Raw genomic sequence first — 24,512 nt, forward strand, 5'->3', positions numbered from 1 at the left:
CCCACTCACCGGGTGCGGAAGCACGTATGCGGACCGCCCGAGCGGCCCGTCCTCGCCGGCCGGCCGGGCATCGGTGCTGCGCGGTGATCCGTGGACGATCGTCAGGGATGCGCGACGAAGTTGAAGTGGCGACCGGTCTCGAAGGTGTCCCGGAACTTGGGCAGGGTGTACGGACCATCGCCGTCGAGATCGAAGATCCGCAGACCCAGATCGCCGTCGACGAGCTCGTACATCTCATCCGCCGTCGTGCCGTAGTCACGCGCACCGGCGCCGAACTCGAAGACCAGATGCGGCCGGCTGGCGGCGATCAGTTTCCGGGCGCCGCGGAACACTCCGTACTCGGCGCCCTCGACGTCGACCTTGATGAGGGTCGGCTGGTAGTCCGCGGGCAGCGCCTCGTCGAGAACCTCGACCGCCACCTGGATCTGTTCGACGTCCTCGGTGTCCGGCACCCGGTCGCGCAACCCGCTGTAGGCGGGCCGGCTGCGGACGTAGCTGAACGGCAGTACGCCGGGCTTGTCCGACAGCGCCGCCTGGCGCACCTGGACCCCCGGGAAGTCGGTCGTCAGGGCGGCCGCCATGTGCGGCAGGGGCTCGTAGGCGATGTGCTGTCCCCGCGGGGCGTGCTGCAGAATCGTTCGGAGCACGTCTCCGCGGTGCGCGCCCACGTCGATGCAGTTGGAGTTCTCCCGCAACACGAACGACAGCAGGAGAGCCAGGTGACGGTCGTCATTGCGATTGCGCCGGGCCGTCGGCACGACGGTGTCACGCACCAGCTTCAACGCCGGACCGAGGCCCAAATCGACCGCCTTCCGGCGGAGCTGAGCAAGCTGCTTTTCCACCCGAGGATCCATCCGCACAACCTCCCGTTGCCCCATCGGTGATCTGCCGGAGTGGCTTAACCCCACGTTCCACCACAGCATCTGGCCACCCACTATTAGGGGGACGCGATCAACGGTCAATAGCGGTGGTACCACCTCGCCGCCATCACGCGCGGCACGGCCGGCAGAATTCTGCCGCAACGGCAGACTTGCACGACCGGACCCTGACGCCCGGGAAGAGTGGCCGGACCTCCCCGCGCACCGCGATCCGGCGGTCGCCGAGGCCACGCATTGCGTTGGAGCAGACGTAATCCGCACACGTTCTCACGGAAAGAAGCAAGGACATCACCCGCAGAGTTCCATCCCTGCGAGGAGTGGTCCTCCGGCGACGTTCGGATGTCGGCGTCCCCTGCGGTCGCCGTACCTGACCGGGCGGCGTCGCCGGCATTCCGCCGCGCCGGGACCCGACGACACCGGCCGGCCGACCGGACGCTCACCATGCCGGGAAGGTCGGGGTCGCGGCCAGGTCACGATGAGGACACGGCCGCGAAACCCCACGATCGCAGCCCCCGCACCCGAGATCGGGACCTCGCCCGGGGAGGAGCACGTCCTCCGGTCGGGGGCCCGCCCCGTCAGCCGGCGGCGACGAGAACGGGGCCGTCCTCGGACCGCGCGGCGAAGGACTCGACCGGCGGGCAGGTGCAGACCAGGTTGCGATCGCCGTAGGCGCCGTCGATGCGGCGCACCGGCGGCCAGTACTTCGCGGTCCGCAGGGCGGCTACGGGGTAGGCCGCAACGGACCGCGGATAAGGATGCGGCCATTCGTCGGCGGTGACCATCTGGGCGGTGTGCGGGGCGTTGCGCAGTGGGTTGTCCGTGCGCGGCCAGGTTCCGTCACCGACCTTGTCCGCCTCCGCGCGAATCGCAATCATGGCAGCGCAGAAACGGTCGATCTCCGCCAGGTCCTCGCTTTCGGTCGGTTCGACCATCAGGGTGCCGGCCACGGGGAAGGACATGGTTGGCGCGTGGAAACCGTAGTCGATGAGCCGCTTGGCCACGTCGTCCACCGTGACACCGGTCCGCTTCGTCAGCGGCCGCAGGTCGAGAATGCATTCGTGCGCAACCAGTCCGTCCCGTCCGGCGTAGAGCACCGGATAGTGCGGCCGGAGCCGGTGGGCGATGTAGTTGGCATTCAGCACGGCGACCGAGGTGGCCTGTCGCAGCCCGTCCGCCCCCATCATCTGGATGTACGCCCAGGGAATCATCAGAATTCCGGCGGAGCCCCAGGGCGACCCCGAGATGGGCCCCACACCACTCGCCGGCCCTGCCTCGGCCCGCAGCGGGTGGTTCGGCAGGTAGGGCAGCAGCTTCTCGCCGACCGCCACCGGCCCGACCCCCGGGCCGCCGCCGCCGTGCGGGATGCAGAACGTCTTGTGCAGGTTGAGGTGGCTGACGTCGGCACCGAACTGGCCCGGCTTCGCGAGCCCGACGAGCGCGTTGAGATTCGCCCCGTCGACGTAGACCAGCCCGCCGGCCTCGTGAACGATCGCGCACGCCTGCCCGATGCCCTCCTCGTAGACGCCGTGCGTCGACGGATAGGTCACCATCAGCGCGGCGAGAACGTCGGCGTTCGCCCGCGCGCGGCGCGCCAGATCGTCGAGATCGACATTCCCGTCGTCGTCACAGGCGACCACGACGACGCGCATTCCGGCCATGGCGGCGCTCGCCGCGTTCGTCCCGTGCGCGGAGGAGGGAATGAGACAGACGTCGCGGGCCGGTGCCCCGGGCAGCGCATTGTCGCGGTGATAGGCACGGATCGCGAGCAGACCGGCAAGCTCACCCTGGCTGCCGGCATTCGGCTGCACCGACACGCCCGCGTAGCCGGTGATCCGGGCCAGCCAGTCCTCCAGATCGCGGATCATCGTCAGGTATCCGCCGGCCTGGTCGAGGGGCGCGAACGGGTGTATGTCGGCGAACTCCGGCCAGGTGACGGCGGCCATCTCGGTGGTCGCGTTCAGCTTCATCGTGCAGGACCCCAGTGGGATCATGCCCCGGTCCAGGGCCAGGTCGAGGTCGGACAGCCGGCGCAGGTAGCGCAGCATCGCCGTCTCGGAGCGGTGCTCGTGGAAGACCGGGTGCTCGAGGTAGGCGTCGGTGCGCACCAGCTCGCGCGGCAGCGCCGACGCCGCCGCGGGGGTCGCCGGGGTCGCCGGGGTCGCGGGGGCCGGCACCTCGGCCGATGCCGCCGCGGGCACCCCGAACGCCGCCCAGACGGCGCGCAGATCCGCCTCCACGGTCGTCTCGTTGCAGGAGACCCCGACGTGGTCGCCGTCGACGAGCCGCAGGTTGACGCCGTGTGCCAGCGCCTCGGCCACCACCTCGGCGGCCCGGCCCGGCACCGCCGCGACGACGGTGTCGAAGAAGGTGTCGGCGCCGAGGGGTATCCCGCCGGCCCGCAGCCCCTCGGCGAGCCGGACCGCGAGGCCGTGGATGCGCTGGGCGATCCCGGCCAGTCCCTGCGGGCCGTGGTAGACGGCGTACATCGAGGCGAGCACGGCAGGCAGCACCTGGGCGGTGCAGATGTTGCTCGTCGCCTTCTCCCGCCGAATGTGCTGCTCACGGGTCTGCAGGGTGAGTCGGTACGCGGGCGCGCCGTCCGCGTCGACCGACACCCCGACCAGCCGTCCGGGCAGGGACCGCTCCAGACCCTTGCGGACGGCCAGGTAGCCGGCGTGCGGCCCGCCGAACGACAGCGGCAGCCCGAAACGCTGGGTGCTGCCGACGGCGATGTCGGCGCCGAGCTCGCCGGGCGAGCGCAGCAGCGTCAGTGCCAGCGGGTCGGCCGCGACCGTGACGACGATCCCCCGCGCACGTGCCTCGGCGATGACCGACCGCGGATCGCGCAGCGCCCCACCCGGTCCCGGGTAGGACAGCAGTAGCCCGAACGCCGAGTCCAGCACCTGCGCGGGCACCCCGGCGTCCGGGGCCGCGGGGTCGCCCGCCGCCAGGCCCGGGGACAGGTCGGCGACGTGGACGGTCACGCCCAGCGCCTCCGCCCGGGTCGCCACGACCGCGATCGTCTGGGGCAGCGTGTCCGCGTCGATGAGGAACGTCGCGCGGGACCCCTTGGCCGTGCGCAGCGCGATCTGCATCGCCTCGGCGGCCGCGGTCGGCTCGTCGAGCAGGGACGCTCCGGCGACCGCCAGACCCGTCAGATCGGTGATCACCGTCTGGAAGTTCAGCAGCGCCTCCAGCCGACCCTGGGAGATCTCCGGCTGATACGGCGTGTATGCCGTGTACCAGGCGGGGTTCTCCAGGACGTTGCGCTGGATGACGCCGGGCAGCACCGCGGGATGGAAACCCAGGCCGATCATCGACGGCACGGGGTGGTTGTCGCGTCCGAGCGCGCGCAGAGCCGCCAGAACCGCCGTCTCGTCGAGCGCCGCGGGCAACTCGAGGCTGCGGTCGCGGATGACGGCCGGGACCGCGGCGTCGGTCAGCGCCCGCAGCGACGCCACCCCGAGCGCGGCGAGCATGGACCGCTGGGCCGCGGCGTCCGGCCCGATGTGACGGTCGGCGAACCGGGGATGGGCCACGGCCACGGCCGCCGAAGCGGTGACGTCGCTGGTGGCGGCCGCTACGGAGGCGTCCTCGTGATCGGTGCCGTGAAGCATGATGAGCGCTCCGGAGGTCGGGCGACGACGACAACGAGAGTCGACGCCGCGGCGGGCCTCCCCCTCTGTCATTGGCCTGAGAGCTTCACCGGCCGCCGCCGCCATGGGTCCGAGCCGAGGACCCGCGGACGACGGCCGCGGCTTTCACCGTCGGCGGGACATCGGGATGTCCACTTTCCAGAGTTGCCTGACCCGGCGGTTGGGGGCCTGAGAGTTTATGGGGAGAGCTTGCTCCTTCGGCGTCCCGGCAGTCGCGGCCGGGACTCTCCCGCGCGGGTGTGAGCGGCAGCAGTATGCAGTTCGTTGCCCCGCAGACTAGCTGCGATCGCGATCCCTCGCCAACGATGGTCCGATCGGGGGCTGCGCTCGACGACGCACCCGCGCCGCCCCGCTCCGGCGGCAAGCTCACGGCGGCAAGCTCACGGCGGCAAGCTGAGGGCGACGTGCTCAGGGCGACGTGCTCAGGGCGACGTGCTCAGGACGGCGGACTAGACGAAGAGCGTCTCGTAGGGACGCAGCAGCCGGGCCAGCGTAGGCGCCCCGAGGACCGCCGAGTCCGCCGGATCGTCGGACAGCGCAGCGATCTGGGTGGTGTAACAGTCGACCGCGCGCCGCTTGGCCTCCTGCAACGGGCGGGGCAGGGGCACCGTTCGAGCCCTCGCCCATGGCACCCTGGGGTCAGCTGGAACCGCCCAGTGCCAGGTCCAGACGGGGTATTCCAGCAGCCGCGCGCCGGCTCGTCCCGCCGCCAGCACCGCCGCGCGCCCCGTGGCCTCATGGTCCGGATGGCGGTCCCCGGTGTATGTGGTCAGCACCCAGCAGCCGGGGGTGAGCAGCGGTTCCACCTGATCGGCGAGCGCCGCCTCGTGCCCGGCGACCTGTCCGTCCCCTAGCCCGATCCGGTGCACCGGCACCTCCGCGAGCCCCAGCGCGGCCAACGCGGCGTGCTGCTCGGCCACCCGCCGCCGGGCCAGTTCGGCCGGGGCCAGCGTGGGCGACCCGGGATGAGATGCGTCGCCGTCGGTGACCGCGACGACGGTGATCGCAGCGCCGAGGGCGTGCAGGCGGACAAGTAGCCCGCCCACGCCCAGAACCTCATCGTCCGGATGGGGGGCCACGACGACCACTGCTGGCGGCGCGGGGGTGAGATCCAGCTCCGACCAACCCGGCTGCCAGGCCCGCCAGGCCGATTCGGGGGTGCCGTCGTCGGTGAAGGGCCGGCCCGCCTCGGCGGTGTCTTCGTGCATCGCTCATCCATACGCCGAACCACCGGCGCTCCGCACGGACATCGGGCCGGGGACCGGCCGTGATGCTCGTCCCGGGCCCCCCGCGACGCGGGACCGGCTCCCGGCGGACGCCTCGGCCTCCCTCGGCGCCGTGGCCGCCACCGGGTGCTGCCAACGCCCCCAACGCCCTCAGTGCTGCAGCGCCTCGCACTTGGCTGCCTCGGTGTCCGTCAGCGCGCCGTCCTTCTCCCGGCGGAAGACGGCCTCGGCCATCCGGTCCGACGAGGTCTGACTTGCGACCTGCCTGGCCATCTCATCGTTGGAGGTGCCCTCGCCGGCGGGCCTCGTGCGTCCCTTCATCGTCTGAGCCATGGCCTGCCTCCTCCTGTCCCGGCCGCGACCGGCATGGCCCGATCGGCCATGATTGATGCCGCGCACCCGCCCGAGTGGGCCCCCCGCACGCGGCGGTGTACGGCGCCCGAGCGGGCCCGGTCCCCGCACGGCCCGCCCCGCAAGCCGCCCCGTGTCGGACTACCCGCCCGCGACCGGCCGGAACCGCCGTGGACCGGTTCACGCGGCGCGGACCGGAGGCCGGCGAACTCGACGAACGGGTGGACACCCGGTGGGTGGGGGCGGGGCGCCGGCCCGTTCCGGGTGCCGACCCGCGCGGGCTACCAATGACGGGCGATCGGTGCTCGGCACCGGCCCTGGCCCGATCGCCCTGCGGCGAAGGCGCACCTGGACCCGGTGCGGGGGTTCAGCGGCGGCGATCGGCCGTGGAGACCCGGGCATCGGGTCCGCCTGTCCCCGCCGGTCGGTGGGCGGCCCGATGGGGCGTCGGCGCCGTCCGGCGCAGCCTGCGCAGTTCGGTGCGGACCGTTCGGGGCGAGATCCGCCTGCCGAGTCGGCGACGGCGTGGGACGGCGCGACGGACCGCCTGCTCGAGGCCGTCGACCAGGCGCCACGCCTCATCCGCAGCGCGCCGGCCGGGACCCTCGTCCCAGCGGCCGATGGTGCCGTCGTCGAACAGTGCGAGCGTGGCGAGGTCGGCCAGCCCACGCAGCGCGGTCAGTCCGGCGTCGTCGACCAGGCCCGCCGCGAGAGCCACCACCTCGCTGGGGCTGGCCGCCTGCGGCATCGCCCGGTCGGAATCGGCGAACATCTCGATGGCTCGCTGCCAGGCGACGACGATCCGCGCCCTGCTCCCCTTCGCGGCGCGCCGCGCCCGCCGGTGCCGCGCGATCGGCAGCGCCCAGCCGAGCAGGAGACAGCCGAGCACGGCGGTGACGCCGACGGCCGTCACCGACGGGAGGACAAGTCCCACCCAGCCGGGCGAGGGCGATCGCCGGTCGGTGGAACGCGACGGGGCCTGCCCGGGCGGGGTGGCCTCCGCCCGACCGGGCGGTACGGGGACGGTGGTCCGCAGCACCTCCTCCACGAGTGAGGTCTGCGCGGAGGACTCGCCCTGGGTGGACCCGGCCACCGTCGCACCGCGTTCGTCCCCCGCGCGGGGGGTCGGGAAGAACGGCAACCAGCCGGCGCCGTCGAAGTTGACCTCCGCCCAGGCCAGGGCGTCGGCGCCCCGGATCGTGCGGGTCGCCCCGGCGGAGTCGGCGGCCGTGAATCCCACGACGAGGCGGGTGGGCAGGCCCAGCAGCCTCGCCGCGAGGACGAACGTCGTGGCGAACTGTTCGGAGGTGCCGCGTCGGGTCTGGCCGAGGAAGTGGTCGATGTGGGCGAGCGAATGCCCGGCGGGCACGGTGGGATCGAAGCTGAAGCTCGCCATCAGGTACTGGCGCAGCAGGGCGGCCCGCTGGTAGGGCGTCGCGCCGCCGCCGGTGGCGACGGAGGCCAGTTCCCGCAGCACCGGGGGGACCCCTTCGGGCACCGCGAGGTAGGGGGCGTTGGACGGCGTCGCGGAGACGGTGAGGGCGAGCAGCCCGTCGGCGGTCATGGTGGTCGGCGGGGTGGAGACCAGGCGCAGCCGGTTGCCGGGGCGCAGTGGCGTGGTACGCACGAGTGTGCCGTCGTCCGGATCGACCGCGAACCGGCCTGCCGGCCCCTCGGGAGCCGCCGCGGAGCGCAGGCTGCTCGGGGAAGGCGGCGTGCCTGCGGTGATCGAGGCGGGCGATGTCGGCGAGGCGGGCGATGTCGGCGAGGCGGGCGATGTCGGCGAGGCGGGCGATGTCGGCGAGGCGGGCGATGTCGGCGAGGCGGGCGACACCGTGCCGGCGGCGGAGACCATGGCGAACCGGCCGAGCCGAGCCAGGGCGGGTACAAGATCCCCACCGAGGTCGACGACGGTCAGATCCTGGGTGACCGGTGTGGACGGCTGACCACCGCTCTGGCCCGCGGCCCGTCCCGCCCGCCCCCATACGCCCGCCCCGCCGATGATCGCCCGTCCCGCGGGCAGGTAACGGCCGCTCGTGGACCAGGTGGCGCCGTCATAGGAGTCGAGGACGGCGAGCCGGAGCGCGACCGGCCCCGACGGCTGCGGGGACAGCCCCACCCGGAACAGGACCTGGTCGGGATGGGTGGTCCACCCGGCGAGCCGGCTCAGAGGGTTGAGGGCGGCAAGCGGTGCCGGCGCGGTCGTGCGGTGGTCGCGAGGGTCGACGGGCGATCGCCCATCCGGCCCGATCGGACCATGGGCGAGGGCGAGACCGGCGCCTACGACGAGGGCCACGGCGACGATGGACCGCGCCGCGAGGCGGAGCGCCGCCCAGCCTCGCGGGGTTGCCACGGGCAGCAGACCTGGCCCGGATCGGGGGGACACCGAGGCCCCGCCCGGGCCGCCGCCCGGCCCGGCGGGGCCGGGGGCGGCGACCGCGAATTCTCCCGGTGACCGGGACAGGACGCTCCCGCGTACCCGGACGAGGACCGCGGCCGCCGCGGCGAACGCGGCGGCGAGCGGCGCGTCGGATCCCGGCACGGGGGCGGCGTAGGCAACCGCGACCGCCAGGACCAGGGCAGCGGGCAGGGCGGGCAGGAGCCGAGCCCGGGTACGGATGACGAGTTCCGCGCCGATGGCGGCGGCCAGCCAGGTCAGTGCCGCCGGAACGAGCAGGAGGGCCCCGTCGGGCGGCACCGGGACGGCCGCGTCCAGCAGGCGCGCCCATCCGTCCAGGACGCCCGAACGGACCAGGGACAACCGCGCCCAGAACCCACCCGCGCCGGCCGCCACCGTGAAGCTGGCCCAGGCCAGGAACCCCCCGACCCAGGTCACGACCGTCCCGACAAGGGGCACCGGCCGGCGCCGCAGGCCCAGCACCGCTGTTGTGATCACGGGCACGACCGCGGCGACAGGAATGATCACCTGTAGATCGGGGAGACGGAAAATCCGGCGGAAGCCGAAACCGGCCAGGATCGCGAGTCCCGCCACCACCGCCAGGGCCACCAGGCGAGGCCGCACCGGCACCTCCGGACGGGCGGGAAGGTCGACCCCGACCACATGCCCCCCGCTCGCGCCGGCCGCCGAGCGCACGGCCCCGCCGGGCGGTGCACCGAGCTGCGTCATGGCCGGGCCGTCCGGGGGGAGCCCCGTGGCCATCGCCAGTGCCGTTCGCCGGTCGGCCAGTACTCGCCGAGCGCCTCGGCATCGGCAACGTCGATCACCGTCAGCCGGCCGGCGGCCCTGGTGGCGGTTCCGTCCAGGTGCGTACCGCCGGTGGGGACGGTGCTGCCGAGCACGCCGATCCCCACCACCCGGCCGGACGACGCGGTCCGCAGGCGGGCCCGGTCGGAGGAGTCGCGCCGATCGATGGCTCGGGCAGCGGCCGGGCTGCGGGGGCCCACCCGGACCAGGACGACGCGCCCGTACGCGTGAGCCACCGGGGCGAGTGCGGCCAGCGCCTGCCGGTCGAATCCGCCGGTGACGAGCACCAGCGTGCCGAGCCCGCCGCGACGCAGCGTTGCGACGACGTCAAGCGAGGCGTTGTCGTCCAGGTGCACACCCGCCAGCTCGTCCATCAGGGCGTCGGCATCCCGCCGGCGGCGCCGGCCTGCCACGCGCAGCCCGGCGGTCGTCACGAGCCGCACCCCGAACGCCTCCTGCGCGCAGGTCATCACCGCGGCGGCGGCGACGTCCACGGCCTCCTCGAACGTCGCGACACCGACCCGACCGGGCGGGTAGGCCGCGGGCCGGTTGTCGAGGACGACGGTGGCCGCCGGCTCGCTGGGATCGACATGGGTGCGGACCATCAGTTCGCCCGCCCGCGCGCTGGACGGCCAGTGCACGAGGCGGAGATCCTCACCGGGCGTGTATCTCCGCAGGGTGTGGATCTCCAACCCGCCGGCCGTGCCCTGCCCGGTCTGCCCGTCCGGGTCGCGCGAGGGCGCGGAAGCCAGCGGTGCCAGCGGCCGGGTCCGCGGTCGGACGTGCAGGGTGTCGGCCGCCGGCAGCCGCTGCCGGCGCAGGGTGAGGCCGAACGGATCCGATCTGATCACCTCCGCGGGGCCCAGCCGGACCACCCCGCGTCGCCTGGTGTCCATGGCGAGCTCGATCGTCCGGCAGCCCGAGCCGGCGAGTCGGGGCACCGGGACGGACACTGCCGCAGCCGGCGTGTCCGTCCCGGTCGGGGGGTACGTATCCGGCGCACCGGCCGCCGCGGCCCGGCCATCCGTGCCGGCGCCGCGGGACGGCGTGGAGCCTGAGCCGTGCAGGACGTCGGCAGCGCGCGTCGGGCGGTCGTCAGGCCCGCCGCCCGTGCGCGGCGCCCCCCGGTGCGCGGCCGGGAGGGTGTGTACGCGGCCGCCCCCTCCGCGGGCGGTGACGGTCGACGCACGCCGGTCCCACCACGTCTCCACCAGGTCAGAGGCGGCCAGCAGCCGCCCCGCACGAGGGGCGCCCGGCCCTGGCGGGTCCGGACGGGCGACGACGGGGCCGTGCGGCAGGTGCAGGGTGAACGGCGGCGAAGGCCACCGCGACATGTTGCGGACCGTCACGGTGAGGGTGGCGGGCTCGCTCCGGATGACTCGTCTGGGCGACACACGGACGGTCACCGACACTCGTGGACGGCGAACGGCCGTGGCGGCCGCGAGGCCCATCGCCGCGGCCCCCGCCCCGCCGAGGACAGCCAGCTCCGCGTAGCGCAGCACCCGCGCGCCCAGCAGCAGGACCGCGACGGTGACGCACACCCCCCAGCCCAGCGGGGTGGCCCTCAGGCGGGCCCGTCCCGGCGTTTCCGCGCCCCCCACGGGTCCGCGATTCGGCGGGCAGCCCTGCTCCGCCCGAGCCCGCCCCGCCTGTGTCGGGCCCGGCGGAGCGGAGGCTGCCCGCTGTCCGACGTCTGCCCGCTCGCCAACGTCCGGCCGGCCTGCGACGTCCGGCCGGCCTGCGACGTCCGCACCGGCCGAGGCGGTCCGTCGGCCCGCCGGGGCGTTTCCTCGGCCCGAAGCGGCCGGCCGCGGTAGTGGCTCCGGGACAGGCGGGCGATGGCGCTCACCGAGCCCGCGCGCGGTCTGCCCGGGGGGTTCGGGCTGATCCGGCACGGACCGGCCCGTCCGGCGCCGCATGGTCCGGACGAGGGAGGCTGACGACGGAGGCTCCGTGGCACGCGGCACCGAGGCGGGCGGCTCCGTGGCACGCGGCACCGAGATGGGCGGCACCGAGATTTGCGGCACCGAGGCGGGCAACGGGGTGGTCGTCGTGTCCGCGTCGATGACCCGGAGTAGCCCGCGGTCGGTCCGGTCGTCGCCCGGGCGACGGTCGTCGGGGTGCGACACGATCAGATGCCGACGAGGCGACGCGGTGACGGCACCGTCTGCAGGATCTCGTCGACGACGTCCTCGGCGATGACGCGCCGCAGCTCGGCCTCCGGGCTGAGCACCAGACGATGCGCCAGAACAGGGCCGGCCACCGCCTTGACGTCGTCGGGAGTGGCAAATACCCGGGCGTGCGCGGCGGCCCTGACCTGGACGGCGCGCAGCAACGCGATGCTGCCCCGTGGGCTTGCGCCCAGCCGGACGATGTCGGGGATGGTCCGCGTGGCGGCGACCAGGTCCACCAGGTAACGGCGCAGCGCCGGCGCGACGTGGACGGCGAAGGTCTGGGCCGCTCGGGCCACGACGTCCTCCGCCCGCATCACCGGCCTCAGGTCCTCGATCCGCCGTCCCACCTGCCGGCCTTCGAGGATCTCCAGCTCGGCGTCGACCGACGGGTACCCCATCCTCAGCCGCATGAGGAACCGGTCCAGTTGGGCCTCGGGAAGGCTGTACGTCCCGTCCATGTCGATCGGGTTCTGCGTCGCGACGACCATGAACGGGCGGGGCACGGGATAGCCCGTGCCGTCGGCGGTGACCCGCGCCTCCTCCATCACCTCCAGCAGGGCCGACTGCGTCTTCGGCGAGGCCCGGTTGATCTCGTCGCCGATGACGAGGTTGGCGAAGACGGGTCCGGGGCGGAAGCCGAACTCGTTGGCACGCTGGTCGTACACCATCGTCCCGGTGATGTCCGCCGGCAGCAGATCCGGCGTGAACTGGATGCGATGGCAGCCGGCGTTGACCGAGGCCGCGAGGCTTCGGGCCAACGAGGTCTTGCCCAGGCCCGGAACGTCCTCGACGAGCAGGTGCCCCTCGGCGAACAGGCAGATCGTCGCGAGCTCGACGACCTCCCGCTTGCCTCGGATGACCTTCTCGACATTCGCGACGACGTCCTGGAAGGCAGCCGAGAACGCGGCCACGCCGGACTGGTCACCGCGCAGATGGTCGCGGTCGTCGTTCCTGTTCGTCATGCCCTGCCTCCTGGTCCGGTCGGGGCAGGGAACGCTGACCGTCCTCGCCGCGCGGGCTGGCTGCTCATCACCGGGTCGGGCTCCTCCTCGCTGGTGGGGGTGGGCTGGTGCGAGTCGGGAGGCGGACCGTGCCGGACGAGGGGGCGACCGGCCCGGTCCGCCCACGGGCGGTGGGGAGATCCGCCCGGGAACGGTGACTCCGGCGACCGTCGCCGGCACGGAGACGATCCGTTCCGCTGCGGTAGACGACGGGCACCCCCGTTTCGTTGTGCCATAGCCCGAATTAGTTGTTGATCTGATGGCCGGAGGAGCCACACCGACATGCACGCGCCGCACCGGCGTGCCACGTGCTGCGCGAGCCTCTCGAGGCGATGTCACAAAAGGCAGCAATCGCGTCGCAACCTGTCCGGTGGATGCCGCGTCTTACCTATCGAGAGGGATGACCCGCCCGAGTGGTCCATCTCGGGTTAGTCAACATCAGAACATGAATATCAACAGACTCCCGCGCGCCGTTGGGTATGGCGCCTGGGACGCGGTGAGCGCTGTACCCCTCCCACGGCGCTCCCCCGCGGTGTCTGTGTGGGCGGGCGGGGTGGCACGCCCACACAGACACCGACCCGTTACGGGCCGCCTGCACTCCGGCGCCGAGTACCGACGACGCTCGGCGCGGCCGGGCCACCGCAGCCGCGCCGCATCCGCGCGCCGGCCATGATCAGGGAAAGTGAGACCACACCATCTCCGCATTCGGGCGGCGGCTTCGTCGCGTCATCACGGCGGCGGCCGGGGCGGCCCTGTGCGTGGGCGCCGGGCTGGCCGCCGCCGCGCCCGGAACGCCGCCGTTCGCCCTCGACCTCGCCACCGGCGGCACCTGGCTGGCGAGCACGTCGACCGGCATCGTCACGCACCTGCAGAGCACGACCGGGCGGGCCGACGCAGCCGTCACCGTGCCCGGCGCGGTCGGGCATCGGCTCTCCGTCCTGCGCGACGGCCCGGATCTCCTCGTCTGCGACGAGGACGCCGGCCTGCTTCACCTGATCGAGCCGCAACGCCTCGCCCCCGCCCGAACGGCCACGCTGCGTCCCGGCACCACGGTGATCGTGGGAAACAGGGTGATCTACGCCGTCGACGCTGCGAGCGGGCGGGTACGACGCCTGGACGGACGGTTGCTCACCGACGTCGGACCGGTCATCGACCTCGGCGGAACCCTTGGCACCGCCGTCCGGACGCGGGACGAAACGCTGTGGGCGCCCGTTCGCACCAGCGGCTCCGTGGTACCGATCCGCGATGGCGTGGCGTCGGCCCCGATTCGCGTCGCCCGACCGGACCATCAGATCGACATGGTGCTGGCCCAGGATCGCCCGGTGGTCGTCGACGGCACCGCCGGGACGGCTATCCCGCTCACCGGCGCCCGGCCCGGCCGGGCGACGGCACTGCCGGTGACCCTGACCACCGCGTCCGTACCGTCCGATCCGGTGGTGATTACGGCCGACGCGGCAGAGCGGAGCACCGTCCCGATCCTCGACGCGGTCGCCGGACGGCTCCTGCTCGCCGACGTCCACGACGGCACGGTGACCACGCACGAGCTGCCAGCCGTGCCGGGCGCGGAAGAGGCCCGAGCGGGGGGTGGCGACGACGCGGCCGCCGGCGACACCGTGGCCTCGACCGTGCTCCCCGACATCGATCGACCCGCGGGATCGCCGCCGGGCTCGGCGGTGCCTCCAGGGGACCCCCACGGCGGGGACGAGGGACCGGTGGCTCCGCGCCGGCTCGGCCCACCGGTCGAGCACGACGGGATGATCTACATCCCGGACCAGGATGCTCGGATGGTCTGGGTCTTCGACACGCGCACCCGCGAATTCACCCCGCCGGTCGTCGTCCCCGGCTCCACCCCCCGGCCGGCGGCCGCCACGGACGCCGCGCGGATCACCGTGACCGCCGACGGCGAACAGGTGTGGGTGAACGATCCGGCCGGTCCCGACGCCGTGCTCATCGACGGCACGCGGCGGACGACGGTGGCGAAACAGCCATCGGGCCTGCCGGGTCAGACGGGCACGGCGCCGGCCCGCCCGCTGCCGGCCCCGCCGCCCCGACCGCAGGCCACGCCGGTCGAGCCGCGCCCGGCACCCACGAGCGCCGAGCGGGCGGGGACGGGGACGAGGTCGGAGTCGGGGTCGGGGTCGGGGTCGGGGCTGCAACCGGCCGTCACTCCCAACCCCGGAGCCGGAAACGGGGTCGCCCCGCAGCCTCCGCCGCCGACGACATCGCCCGTCCCTCGCCCCCCGCAGCCCACGGACACCCCGAGCCCGCGGCCGGGCATCACCACCCAACCGGAGCAGACACTCGTCGAGCTTCCGGGCGCCGACGCGACGACACAGCCCCACTCCCCCCGCCGACCCACCTGAACGACCGGGCCCGGCCGCCGGCTCACCCACGATCAGGCCTCGGCGTCGGGACGGCCCAGCCCTAACGCCCCGCGGCGCCGGCGGACCGGGAGGCGCGAGGCGTGCGCTGCCGGGAGCCGCAGTCCGCGCATGCGGGATCGCGCGCGACCGACAGCGAGCGGACGTCCAGATCCCACAGATCGGCGACGAGCATCCGGCCGATGGACGGCTCACCGAACCCGGAGACCAGCTTGATGACCTCCATCGCCGCGAGGCACCCCACCGTCGCAGCGACCGCTCCGAAGACGGGGAACCCCAGGGGGTCCCAGTCGGGGTCGCCCTCGGCGAACACGCACCGCAGGCATGCGCTGTCCCCGGCGACGGTGAGCAACTGGATCTCGGTCGCGTTCATCGCCGCGACGACCAGGGGCACCTCGGCGTCCAGGCACATCCGGTTGAGCTGGAAGCGTTCGGGGAAGTTGTGCCGGGCGTCGATCACGACGTCGGCGGCGGCCACCAGCTCGGGCAGCAGCGGATCGAACAGGTCCCGGTCCCAGGTCTCCACCGCGACCTCCGGGTAGTGGACACCCAGCGTGTCCGCGGCGATCAGGACGCGGGGCTCGCCGATCCGGTCGGGGCGCATCAGGGTCTGGCGGTTCAGGTCGGGCTTCTCCAACGCGCCGGGATGGACCAGCACCAGCCGCCCGATGCCGGCGGCGGCGAGATAGGTGGTGGCGGCGCCGCCCACCCCGCCGATCCCGGCCACGAGCACCGTCGCCCCGCCCAGGCGCTCCTGCTCACCCGGGCCGAAACCGGCCATCAGCTGGCGCGTGAAGCGCTGGGTGTCCATGACCTGCCCTCGTCTGCTGTGGCCGACGCTTTCCAGAAGCTGGCGCTTGTCTCCCGCGCTTGCGGCTTCTCACCCCCACCGGGGACGAATCTGCGGTTCGCCGGCCACACTACCAACGACGCCGGTCGCATCCCGGGCCGCGGTTGGGATGACTGGATGCCTGATCTTGCACCGGCCACCCGCGCGGACGCCCGCCGTAACCGGCAGGCGATTCTGGCGACCGCTCGCCGGGTCTTCGCGGAGCAGGGCGTCCAGGCCTCACTCGACGAGATCGCGCAGCGCGCCAACGTCGGGAACGCCACGCTGTACCGGCATTTCGGCTCGCGCTGCCAGCTCGTCGCCGCCGCCCTGTCGGAGCAGATGGAAAAGTACGCGCAGATGGCGGCCGCGGCGGCGGCGGAACCCGATCCGTGGAATGCCCTGCGTGGCTACCTGACGGCGCTGTGCCGGATGCAGGCGGCGGATCGCGGGCTGGCCGACCTGCTGACCAGCGACACCTTTCCCGACGCCGCGAACGCCGGCCTCGTCCACCGCGCCGGCGCGCACGCCCCGGAAAGCTCCGCCCGACTGATCGCCCTGCTGCTCGACGGGCTACAGGCCGCCTCGGCGACACCGGCGGCGCCGCCCCCGTCCGAGTCCGAGCTGCTCACCGTGATGCGCGGCGATGCGCTGGAGGCGGAGCCGCCCGGGGTGCGCGGCGAGGCGGCCGCTGGCGGGTAGCGGCCGCCGTCCCGTCAGGGCGTGAGCACCACCTTCATGCACTCGTCCGCCTTGTCGCGAAACGTCTCGAAGCCGTGGGGCGCGTCGTCGAGCCCGAGCCGATGGGTGATGACGAAACTCGGGTCGATCTCGCCGTTGCGGATCCGGTCGAGCAACGGCCGCAGATACCGCTGCACGTGGCACTGGCCGGACCGCAGGGTCAGCCCGCGGTTCATCAGCGAGCCCATCGGGAACTTGTCGACGAACCCGCCGTACACGCCGATGACCGAGACGATACCGCCGTTGCGGCAGTTGCGCACCGCTTCCCGCAGAGCGAACGGGCGGTCGCTCTCCACCCGGGTGATCTGCTTCGAGCGGTCGTAGGAGTAGGCCGCGTGCGAGGAATGGTGCGCCTCGAGGCCCACGGCGTCGATGCAGGCGTCCGGGCCGCGCCCGCCGGTCAGTTCCAGCAGCGCCTCGCGGACGTCGGTCTCCTCGTAGTTGACGGGCTCGGCCCCCGAACTGTCCCGGGCCATTTCCAGCCGGTAGGGGAAGCGGTCGATGACGATCACCCGCTCGGCGCCGAGCAGGAAGGCGCTCGCGACCGCGAACTGGCCGACCGGCCCGGCCCCCCAGACGGCGATGACGTCCCCGGGCGTGATGTCGCAGAACTCCGCCCCCATGTAGCCGGTGGGCAGGATGTCGGAGAGGAACAGCACGCGCTCGTCCGGCAGATCGTCCTCGATCTTGATCGGTCCGACGTCGGCAAACGGCACCCGGGCGTACTCGGCCTGCCCGCCGGGAAATCCGCCGAGCATGTGCGAGTAGCCGAAGATGCCGGCGGGGGCGTGACCGAGAATCTTCTCCGCCAGCGCCGCGTTGGGGTTCGAGTTCTCGCACAGCGAGTAGTCGCCGGCGAGGCAGGTGTTGCACTGTCCGCACGCGATGGGGAACGGCACGACGACCCGGTCGCCGATGCGGAGGGACTCCACGTCGTGGCCGACGTCGACCACCTCGCCCATGAACTCGTGGCCGAGGACGTCCCCCTTCATCATCGTCGGCACGAACCCGCCGTAGAGATGCAGGTCGGAGCCGCAGATGGCGGTCTTGGTGATCCGGACGATCGCGTCATGGCTGTTCAGGATCTGCGGATCGGGGACCTGTCGGACCTCGACATCGCCCCGTCCGAGCCAGCAGTTTGCACGCATGAGTGCAGTCCCTTCGAGTTATGACCGCCCGAGCGGCTGGGCCGGGTGCTGGCGCAGCAGGCGACTGACCGGCCGGGAGCCGGTCGGGCTCCCTTCGGACCGGACGACCTCGCCGGTCTCCATGAGCTGCTTGAAGCGGCGCAGGTCCTCGGCGAGAAGCTGACCGGGGTCCTCCCCGAGCACCTTCGCGAGCGCGACGCCGGCGGCTCCGGCGGGCGGCTGGTACTCCAGGTCGACCTGGACCTCGGTCCCCCGGCCCCCGGGCGCCGGAGCGAAGCGCACCGTGCCGGCGTTGCGGATGTCCGAGTGGCCGACCGACTGCCAGGCGATCAGCTCGCCGGGCCGGTCCGCGACGATCCGGGCATCCCAATTGATCTTCCTCCCGGCCGGTCCCCGGATCTTCCAGTGGGAGGTTCCGTCGTCGGTCCGCACCGAGTCGAGGTGGTACATGAACGTGGGCAACGACTCGAAGTCGTGCCACCGGCGGTAGAGGTCCTGGGGGGCCCGGCGGATGGTGGTGCTCGACCTCGCGTGCACCAGATGGCCCGGCGCCTGGGCGCGGCTGTGGCGGCGGGCGGCGATGACGTCCAGCACGGTGACGCCCACGACCGAGCCCACGGCCAGCAGCGGGCGGGCCAGCCCGGCGCCGGTCACCCGGCGGCGGGCCGCGACGAGCGCCAGGGCCGACAGGTCGAGGAGGTCGCCCGCGACCCGTCCCCACAGCCACCAGCCCGGCTGCTCGCTGCCGAGCACGCCAACCCCGCTGGCGATCTCGCGGCCGCCGAAGATCTGCGTGATGGTCCTGGAGACGGCCGAGTCCTCGGCTCCGACGGCCCGGGCGACCAGGTCGGGCGCCCCGAGCTCGGTCGCGCCGAGGCCGATGCTGAACCAGCCGAGCGCGCCACCGAGGGCGTCCAGGCGGACGGCCCCTCGCGCGCCGCCGCGTTCCCGCTGATCGCCGGGCTGGCGCGCCTGCGGATCGCGGAACTGCTGTTGCGTGCTCTGCGTGCTCTGCGTGCTCATCGCTGATCCCCCGTTTCGACTTCGACCGGCCGCGCCGGCCGGGCGTGGGCATTCGTGATCGGCTCCTGATCCCGGTCAGACGAAGGTTTCGTCGACGTAGCACCAGCGCCAGTGCTCGCCCGGCTCGAAGGAGCGCACGATCGGATGGGCGGTGGCGTGCGCGTGGGCCCGGGCGTGGCGCAGCGGGGAGGAGTCGCAGCAGCCGACGTGGCCGCAGGTCAGGCACAGCCGCAGGTGCACCCAGACGGAGCCGACCCGCAGGCAGTCCTCACAGCCGCGCGCGGTGTGCGGAACAACGGGTCGGACCAGAGCGAGATGGGGATCCACCCCGGTAGTGGTCATGATCGACCCCCGATGTTTCCTATGGCCTCACCCACGATGCCCTCCCGAGAGTGCGCGGCGTGCGGGTCACGGGAGGGCTGCCCCCGTGGGCCGGAACCAATCGAGGTATGACGCCAGATCCCGGCAGGTCACGGAACCGGCCGTCCCCGCCACCGAGCGGCGCGGGCGGGCGGGCGGGCCCGACCGGGGGTGAGACCGCCGCGACCGTGCGCACGGCCGCGGCGGCGCGGGCGTCGGTAGCGTGTCGGGCCGATCAGGCTGCCGCGAGGGCCACTTCCGTCGACTTGATCAGGGCGGTGACGGCGGAGCCCTCGGCGAGGCCGAGATCGGTCGCCGCAGCCAGGGTGATCGCGGAGGTGAGCTCGCCGCCGTTGTCGAGGGCGATGTGCGCGACGGCCATCGCGCCGCCGGTCTCGAGGCCGGAGATCGTGCCACGAAGCTGGTTGCGGATGCTCAGACCGTCCACGCTGCCCGTGGTCAGGGAAACCTCGGTCGACTTGATCAGCACTTCGACGGTGGAACCCGCCGACAGGCCGAGTTCCCTTATCGCATCCACGGTCACCGCGGCCGTCACATTCTGCCCGCCAGACAATGCGATCAGTACAGTACTCATTACCGCACCTTCGGTGATGTCGGTGACGGTTCCGGTCAGTTGGTTACGTATGGTCAGACTCACGTGGTCCGCCTTTCATTGGGCTGCTCAGGACGTCCCTTCAGTTCTACTCGTTCACCCCGGGCAGGTGCCCGCTCCCGTCGCCGTCCTGATTTCCGCACGTACCGAAAAGAGCCGCGAGTGAACGCCGCGGATGCGTCTCGACTTGCGTCCGGAAAGCGTAGGCAAGTGGCCGCACGGATGTGGCCGATCCCACATTTCGGCGCGGGCGTCGATGTCCCGGGACCGCTCGACAGGTTCCTGCCGTCCCCGGCGCATGTCGCCCGAGGCGGGGGATTGCTGGCCGTCAGCTCCGGCCAGGACGGCGCAAAGCGGCTTGAACCGGGCCAGCCGGATGTTCACCCCAAAACGCTCCGGCCACCACCCGCCCGGCGACCGACCGACCGACCGATAGAGTACGGGCAATGACGGCCCGCCCCGATGGTGGGTGTGCGGTTCGGTTCGACAGCCGCCGGGGCGCCGGGCCGAATGCCGTCCCGCCCCGCGGTTGGCGGCGGCCCGTGATTCGGGGATTCGCCGAGGTCCGTGGCCTACTCGCTCATCCGAAACGAGGACGGACGCAATGGCAGACACACCGACGACAGCGACGGCGATCGTCACCGGAGCGGGACGGGGAATCGGGGCGGCGATCGCCGCCGACCTCGCCCGCCGCGATTACCACGTGGTCGTCAACTACCGGCGCGACGCCGACGCGGCCGCCACCGTGGTCGCGGGCATTCACCGATCCGGAGGCAGCGCGGTCGCGCTGGCGGGTGACGTCACCGATCCGGGCGATGTGGCCTCTATGGTCGCGACCGTGCTCGCCGACCGCGGTCGGATCGACGCGCTGGTGGTCAACGCGAACACCGCCGCCCCGCCCTTCGCGCCGTTGAGCGAGCTGACCTGGGCGGAGTTCGCCGCGAAGATGAACGGCGAGCTCGCCGGGGCCTTCCACATCACCCAGCAGGTGGTGGCGGTCATGCGGGCGCAGGGCGAGGGGCGGGTGGTCTACCTCGGCAGCACCGCCGCCGACTACGTGGGCGCCGGCCGGCTCGCCCACGGCACGGCGAAGGCGGCGTTGGCCACCTTCGCCCGTCACGTCGCCGCCGAAACGGCCCGCGACGGGATCGGCGTCCTGACCGTCGCACCCGGCGCCGTGCGCACCGAGGCCACCGCGGCGGTCCTCGGCGCGGAGCGTGAGAAGGCGCTGGCGGACAACTCGGTGCTGCATCGTGTCCTGGAACCGGCGGACGTCGCCGCCGCCGTCGGGTTGGCTCTCGACCCCGCCCTGCGCCCGGCGACCGGAACGGTCCTGCGCGTCGACGCCGGCTGGTCGGTCCTCGCCGGCGGCCCCACAGCCTGAGGGCCGCCGGCGCGGGCCGGTCAACCGCCCGATTCCTACCGCCGATCGCCTACCGGTCGCCTACCGGTCGCCGCCGGTGTAGCTGTCGCCGCCCGGGTAGCGGTCGGCGGCCGTCGTCGCCCGCTGGGCGCGGCCCCCCTCCAGGCGGCCGCCCTCCGCGACCGCCCGGCCGCCGAAGCCGGCGGTCGTCAGGTCGTCCAGGTGCAGGCAGTCCAGGGGCGCGGGCGACCGGACTCCCCGCAGCCGCAGGGCCATGGCGATCTTGGTCAGGCCAAGCGCGAGGGCGGCGAGCCCGACCCACAGGGCCAGCAGCGACCGCGAGTCCCGCGGGTAGCCCACCGCCCAGAACGCGGCCCCGATCTCCAGCGCGCCGACGACGAGCGGCATCCACCACTGCGCCGGCGCCCGCCCGTCCGCCTCGACCTCGGCGTGCTGCTCGGAGCGCCGGGCCGCGAACGAGTTGATGATGTCGTACACACCCTTGATCAGAAAGAACCAGGCCACCGTCCGAGCCACCACCTTGAAGGTGGGATCCGGCCAGACCAGCGCCACGATCCCGCCCACCACGAACAGCGCGGCGAGCAGCAGGTGAGACCACCGCCAGTCCCGGGCGGTCGCCCTCGCGGCCAGCACCTCGCTGACCGCGCCGAGCAGCAGGACGATCCCCAGCACCACCGCGATCTTCTTCAGGGAATTCATGTCGAACTGCGGGATCGCCAGCGCAAACAGCGCGAAAGCCACCCCGACAGCGAGAAGCGCGTACCACGGAATACCGGATGGCCGCGACTGCGTCCTTCGTTCCGCAGCCCGTTGATCGATCACAGTGCCCACCCCCGTCTTGTCAGGGTCGTCCCGTCTGGCGGGATCCGTCCCCTGGACCACAGGTCAGCACCCTGATTCCCACCGTGGAGCCGACCACGCATGGCCACCGGAAATCGCGCGGGGATGCTCACGGAATGCGGGTGAGCCCGACGGACCGCCGGCGGCGGTACCGGACCATTCGGGTCAGACCCGGCCCGCCCCCGCGAGCCGCATTCAGCTGACCGACCGCGCAGGAATCCTCGGGAAGGCACTGCCAAAGGCCGCCTACGCCAACCACGGGGCACATTGATCGAATCGACGGCCCGAGGCTGCGGTGTAACCTGCCGTCGAGCCGACCCGAAGTCGCTGTGCCCCCGCTCGGAATCACCGGGATTCTCGGAGTCACCGGGATTCTCTTCGGAAAGACGTCTGGTCCGGTATGGCCGCCGGCGAGGTGATTCGATCGATGCTGACCTTCAGGCGGAAGCTGACCAAGCGGCCGATGCCGAGCGTGCGGCCGATGCTGAGCGCGGCGGCAGGTGTCCTGACGAGCCCGCTGACGCCGGACGACTACCGGGCCATGGTGAACCCGCTGTGGTCGCGGCGTCAGCTGTCCGGCCGGGTCGAGGAGGTCGTGCCGGAGACCCCCGACGCCTCGACCGTCGTCCTGCGGCCCGGTCACGGGTGGCGACGGCACCTCGCCGGCCAGCACGTCGGCGTCGGCGTGGACATCGACGGCGTGTGGCACTGGCGGACGTTCTCGCTGTCGTCCCCGCCCGGCCGCCCGGACGGGCTCGTCACCATCACCGTGAAGGCCGCTCCCGGCGGGTTCGTGTCCCACCACGTGGTCCACCGGCTGCGTCCCGGCGGGATCGTCCGGCTCGGCCAGCCGGCGGGCCGGTTCGTGCTGCCGGCGGACCTGCCACCCAGGTTGCTGTTCGTGACCGCCGGCAGCGGCATCACCCCGGTGATGTCGATGCTGCGCGATCTCGCCCTCACCGGAGACCGGCCCGACATCCTCCTCGCGCACGTCGCACCCGACGGGCCGGCGGTCATCTTCGGTGACGAACTGCGCCGGATGGCCGCCCGAACCCCCGGTCTGCACCTGCACGAGCATCACACCCGTCCCCGCCCCGGCCGGCGGGCGAGGCGGCCGACGATGGCCGATCTGGCCGCCGCCTGCGCCGATCTGCCGGATCGGCCGGCGTGGGTCTGCGGGCCGCGGGGACTACTCGACGACGCGGAGGCGTACTGGCGGGCGGCTGGCATCGCCGACCGGCTGCGGACGGAACGGTTCCAGCCGGTGACACGCCCGTCCGCCGAGCCCGGCGGGCGGGTGCGTTTCGTCCGCAGCGGACGGGAGACGCTTGCCGATGCGGGCACGCCCCTGCTGGCGGCGGGTGAGAAGGCGGACGTCTCCATGCCGAGCGGCTGCCGGATGGGGGTCTGCCGCACCTGCCTGGTCCGCCTGGCCGGCGGCCGGGTCCGGGACCTGCGCACCGGCGAGGAGCACGGCGACCCGGGCGACGTCATCCAGACCTGCGTGTCCACCGCCGTCGGCGACGTCGATCTCGACCTGTGACCCGAACCGAACCTGTGAGGAGAACACGGATGCCAGCGCCCACGCACCTGCGCGCCCGAGACATCGAGGAGTTCGGCCGGGAGCTCGACCGGCTGCGGGCCGAGGTCATCGCGAGCCGCGGCGAGGACGACGCCCGCTACATCCGCCGGGTGATCGCCGCCCAGCGCAGGCTCGAGGTCGGCGGCCGGACGGTCATGTTCGCGTCCCTGCTGCCACCGGCATGGCTGACCGGCACGACGATGCTCGCCGTCGCCAAGATCCTCGAGAACATGGAGATCGGGCACAACGTCCTGCACGGCCAGTGGGACTGGATGCGCGACCCGGACATCCATTCCACCACCTGGGAATGGGACTTCGCCTCACCCGCCGAGCAGTGGCGGCACTCCCACAACTACGCCCACCACACCTACACGAACGTGCTCGGCCGGGATCGGGATCTCGGGTACGGCATGCTGCGGGTCTCCCCCGAGCAGCCCTGGCACCCCGTGTACCTGGCCCAGCCCCTCTACAACCTGGGTCTCGCGGCCGTCTTCGAGTACGGCATCGCGATCTACGACGCGGAGATCGACAAGGCGTGGCAGGGCGAGAAGGGCTGGGGGGAGACGGCGGGCCAGCTCGCACGGGCGCTGCGTAAGGCCGCCCGCCAGGGGCTCAAGGACTACGTGGCGTTCCCGCTGCTGGGCGGTCCGGCGTTCCTGCCCGTCCTGCTGGGCAACCTCACCGCGAACGTCACCCGCAACGTCTGGGCGCACACCATCATCGTCTGCGGCCACTTCCCGGCGGGCACCCGGACCTTCACCGAGGACGAGATCGCCGAGGAGAGCCGGGGCGAGTGGTACCTGCGCCAGCTCCTCGGCTCCGCCAACATCAGCGGCCCGGCGCTTCTGCATCTGCTGTCCGGCAACCTCAGCCACCAGATCGAACACCACCTCTTCCCGGACCTGCCCAGCAACCGGTACGCGCAGATCGCCCCGCGGGTGCGCGAGCTGTGTGAACGCTTCGGCCTGCCCTACACCACCGGCTCGCTGCCCCGGCAGACGGCGAGCGTCTGGCGACAGATCACCCGCCTGGCGCTGCCCGGCCCGGTGCGCTCGGCGACGCGCCGCGGCCGGACCGAACCCGTCGTCCCCCGCGCCGCCTGACCTCCGCCCGAACCTCC

At 73.1% G+C, this 24,512-nt stretch carries 18 protein-coding genes and 2 riboswitches; of the genes, 5 read left to right on the forward strand and 13 right to left on the reverse strand.

The annotated features are described in order from the left end of the window. Positions 1-101: 101 nt before the first annotated feature. From FRAAL_RS28070 to FRAAL_RS28100, 7 genes are all read right to left on the reverse strand, one after another. Positions 102-842: an FkbM family methyltransferase gene (locus tag FRAAL_RS28070; RefSeq protein ID WP_231861391.1), complete on the reverse strand. Its 741-nt coding sequence runs from the start codon at positions 840-842 to the stop codon at positions 102-104. 611 nt (positions 843-1,453) lie between these two features. Next, positions 1,454-4,495, reverse strand: a complete 3,042-nt coding sequence (gcvP, locus tag FRAAL_RS28075) for an aminomethyl-transferring glycine dehydrogenase (RefSeq protein WP_041939896.1) — start codon at positions 4,493-4,495, stop codon at positions 1,454-1,456. 58 nt (positions 4,496-4,553) lie between these two features. Further along, positions 4,554-4,681: riboswitch (glycine riboswitch) on the reverse strand. Then, positions 4,682-4,777, reverse strand: a riboswitch (glycine riboswitch). A gap of 206 nt (positions 4,778-4,983) precedes the next feature. Continuing rightward, positions 4,984-5,742: a PIG-L deacetylase family protein gene (locus FRAAL_RS28080; protein WP_011607480.1), complete on the reverse strand. Its 759-nt coding sequence runs from the start codon at positions 5,740-5,742 to the stop codon at positions 4,984-4,986. Between the two features lie 168 nt (positions 5,743-5,910). Then, positions 5,911-6,093, reverse strand: coding sequence for a hypothetical protein (locus FRAAL_RS28085; RefSeq protein ID WP_041939897.1), 183 nt, complete (start codon positions 6,091-6,093; stop codon positions 5,911-5,913). 385 nt (positions 6,094-6,478) lie between these two features. Further along, a complete protein-coding gene (locus FRAAL_RS28090) occupies positions 6,479-9,238 on the reverse strand; it encodes a transglutaminase-like domain-containing protein (protein WP_157892245.1) in 2,760 nt (919 codons plus the stop codon). Then, complete coding sequence (locus tag FRAAL_RS28095) at positions 9,235-10,917, reverse strand: DUF58 domain-containing protein (protein ID WP_011607483.1); 1,683 nt, start codon at positions 10,915-10,917, stop codon at positions 9,235-9,237. The genes FRAAL_RS28090 and FRAAL_RS28095 overlap by 4 nt, the downstream gene beginning before the upstream one ends. A gap of 530 nt (positions 10,918-11,447) precedes the next feature. Next, on the reverse strand, positions 11,448-12,452 hold the full coding sequence (locus tag FRAAL_RS28100; RefSeq protein WP_050997283.1) for an AAA family ATPase: 1,005 nt from the start codon (positions 12,450-12,452) through the stop codon (positions 11,448-11,450). Positions 12,453-13,249: 797 nt separating this feature from the next. Between FRAAL_RS28100 and FRAAL_RS28105 the strand changes: the two genes are divergently transcribed. Next, complete coding sequence (locus FRAAL_RS28105; protein ID WP_011607486.1) at positions 13,250-14,854, forward strand: hypothetical protein; 1,605 nt, start codon at positions 13,250-13,252, stop codon at positions 14,852-14,854. Between the two features lie 61 nt (positions 14,855-14,915). On the opposite strand, the gene FRAAL_RS28110 is transcribed toward FRAAL_RS28105, so the two are convergent. Next, positions 14,916-15,683, reverse strand: a complete 768-nt coding sequence (locus tag FRAAL_RS28110; protein ID WP_011607487.1) for a HesA/MoeB/ThiF family protein — start codon at positions 15,681-15,683, stop codon at positions 14,916-14,918. Positions 15,684-15,839: 156 nt separating this feature from the next. Here FRAAL_RS28110 and FRAAL_RS28115 point away from each other — a divergent pair, with 156 nt between their 5' ends. After that, entirely contained in the window at positions 15,840-16,403 is a 564-nt protein-coding gene (locus FRAAL_RS28115) for a TetR/AcrR family transcriptional regulator (RefSeq protein ID WP_157892246.1), read from the forward strand. A gap of 14 nt (positions 16,404-16,417) precedes the next feature. Here the strand turns inward: FRAAL_RS28115 and FRAAL_RS28120 are convergent, their stop codons facing one another. The 4 genes from FRAAL_RS28120 to FRAAL_RS28135 all read right to left on the reverse strand — a co-directional run bounded on the left by FRAAL_RS28120 (position 16,418) and on the right by FRAAL_RS28135 (position 19,631). Continuing rightward, entirely contained in the window at positions 16,418-17,590 is a 1,173-nt protein-coding gene (locus FRAAL_RS28120; RefSeq protein WP_011607489.1) for a zinc-dependent alcohol dehydrogenase, read from the reverse strand. A gap of 18 nt (positions 17,591-17,608) precedes the next feature. Further along, the gene (locus FRAAL_RS28125; RefSeq protein ID WP_011607490.1) at positions 17,609-18,613 is read right to left on the reverse strand and encodes an SRPBCC family protein; all 1,005 of its coding nucleotides are present in this window, start codon (positions 18,611-18,613) and stop codon (positions 17,609-17,611) included. Positions 18,614-18,688: 75 nt separating this feature from the next. Beyond that, positions 18,689-18,955, reverse strand: a complete 267-nt coding sequence (locus FRAAL_RS28130; protein WP_011607491.1) for a UBP-type zinc finger domain-containing protein — start codon at positions 18,953-18,955, stop codon at positions 18,689-18,691. Positions 18,956-19,208: 253 nt separating this feature from the next. Further along, complete coding sequence (locus tag FRAAL_RS28135; protein WP_011607493.1) at positions 19,209-19,631, reverse strand: TOBE domain-containing protein; 423 nt, start codon at positions 19,629-19,631, stop codon at positions 19,209-19,211. Between the two features lie 559 nt (positions 19,632-20,190). On the opposite strand from FRAAL_RS28135, the gene FRAAL_RS28140 reads away from it, so the two are divergent. Further along, positions 20,191-20,970, forward strand: coding sequence for an SDR family oxidoreductase (locus FRAAL_RS28140; RefSeq protein ID WP_011607495.1), 780 nt, complete (start codon positions 20,191-20,193; stop codon positions 20,968-20,970). Between the two features lie 60 nt (positions 20,971-21,030). Here the strand turns inward: FRAAL_RS28140 and FRAAL_RS28145 are convergent, their stop codons facing one another. Then, positions 21,031-21,711: an HdeD family acid-resistance protein gene (locus tag FRAAL_RS28145; protein ID WP_011607496.1), complete on the reverse strand. Its 681-nt coding sequence runs from the start codon at positions 21,709-21,711 to the stop codon at positions 21,031-21,033. A gap of 526 nt (positions 21,712-22,237) precedes the next feature. Here FRAAL_RS28145 and FRAAL_RS28150 point away from each other — a divergent pair. Then, a complete protein-coding gene (locus FRAAL_RS28150) occupies positions 22,238-23,353 on the forward strand; it encodes a ferredoxin reductase (protein ID WP_231861392.1) in 1,116 nt (371 codons plus the stop codon). A 29-nt stretch (positions 23,354-23,382) separates the two neighbouring features. Further along, positions 23,383-24,495, forward strand: a complete 1,113-nt coding sequence (locus FRAAL_RS28155) for a fatty acid desaturase family protein (protein WP_041939899.1) — start codon at positions 23,383-23,385, stop codon at positions 24,493-24,495. Positions 24,496-24,512: the final 17 nt, after the last annotated feature.

Source organism: Frankia alni ACN14a (assembly GCF_000058485.1).
In the GTDB taxonomy this organism is placed as follows: domain Bacteria; phylum Actinomycetota; class Actinomycetes; order Frankiales; family Frankiaceae; genus Frankia; species Frankia alni.

Bases quoted from the DNA above. Each gene is read 5' to 3' on its own strand.
- gcvP (WP_041939896.1), bottom strand. From the start codon at position 4,495: ATGCTTCACGGCACCGATCACGAGGACGCCTCCGTAGCGGCCGCCACC.
- FRAAL_RS28080 (WP_011607480.1), bottom strand. From the start codon at position 5,742: ATGCACGAAGACACCGCCGAGGCGGGCCGGCCCTTCACCGACGACGGC.
- FRAAL_RS28085 (WP_041939897.1), bottom strand. From the start codon at position 6,093: ATGGCTCAGACGATGAAGGGACGCACGAGGCCCGCCGGCGAGGGCACC.
- FRAAL_RS28090 (WP_157892245.1), bottom strand. From the start codon at position 9,238: ATGACGCAGCTCGGTGCACCGCCCGGCGGGGCCGTGCGCTCGGCGGCC.
- FRAAL_RS28100 (WP_050997283.1), bottom strand. From the start codon at position 12,452: ATGACGAACAGGAACGACGACCGCGACCATCTGCGCGGTGACCAGTCC.
- FRAAL_RS28110 (WP_011607487.1), bottom strand. From the start codon at position 15,683: ATGGACACCCAGCGCTTCACGCGCCAGCTGATGGCCGGTTTCGGCCCG.
- FRAAL_RS28115 (WP_157892246.1), top strand. From the start codon at position 15,840: ATGCCTGATCTTGCACCGGCCACCCGCGCGGACGCCCGCCGTAACCGG.
- FRAAL_RS28120 (WP_011607489.1), bottom strand. From the start codon at position 17,590: ATGCGTGCAAACTGCTGGCTCGGACGGGGCGATGTCGAGGTCCGACAG.
- FRAAL_RS28125 (WP_011607490.1), bottom strand. From the start codon at position 18,613: ATGAGCACGCAGAGCACGCAGAGCACGCAACAGCAGTTCCGCGATCCG.
- FRAAL_RS28130 (WP_011607491.1), bottom strand. From the start codon at position 18,955: ATGACCACTACCGGGGTGGATCCCCATCTCGCTCTGGTCCGACCCGTT.
- FRAAL_RS28140 (WP_011607495.1), top strand. From the start codon at position 20,191: ATGGCAGACACACCGACGACAGCGACGGCGATCGTCACCGGAGCGGGA.
- FRAAL_RS28150 (WP_231861392.1), top strand. From the start codon at position 22,238: ATGCTGACCTTCAGGCGGAAGCTGACCAAGCGGCCGATGCCGAGCGTG.
- FRAAL_RS28155 (WP_041939899.1), top strand. From the start codon at position 23,383: ATGCCAGCGCCCACGCACCTGCGCGCCCGAGACATCGAGGAGTTCGGC.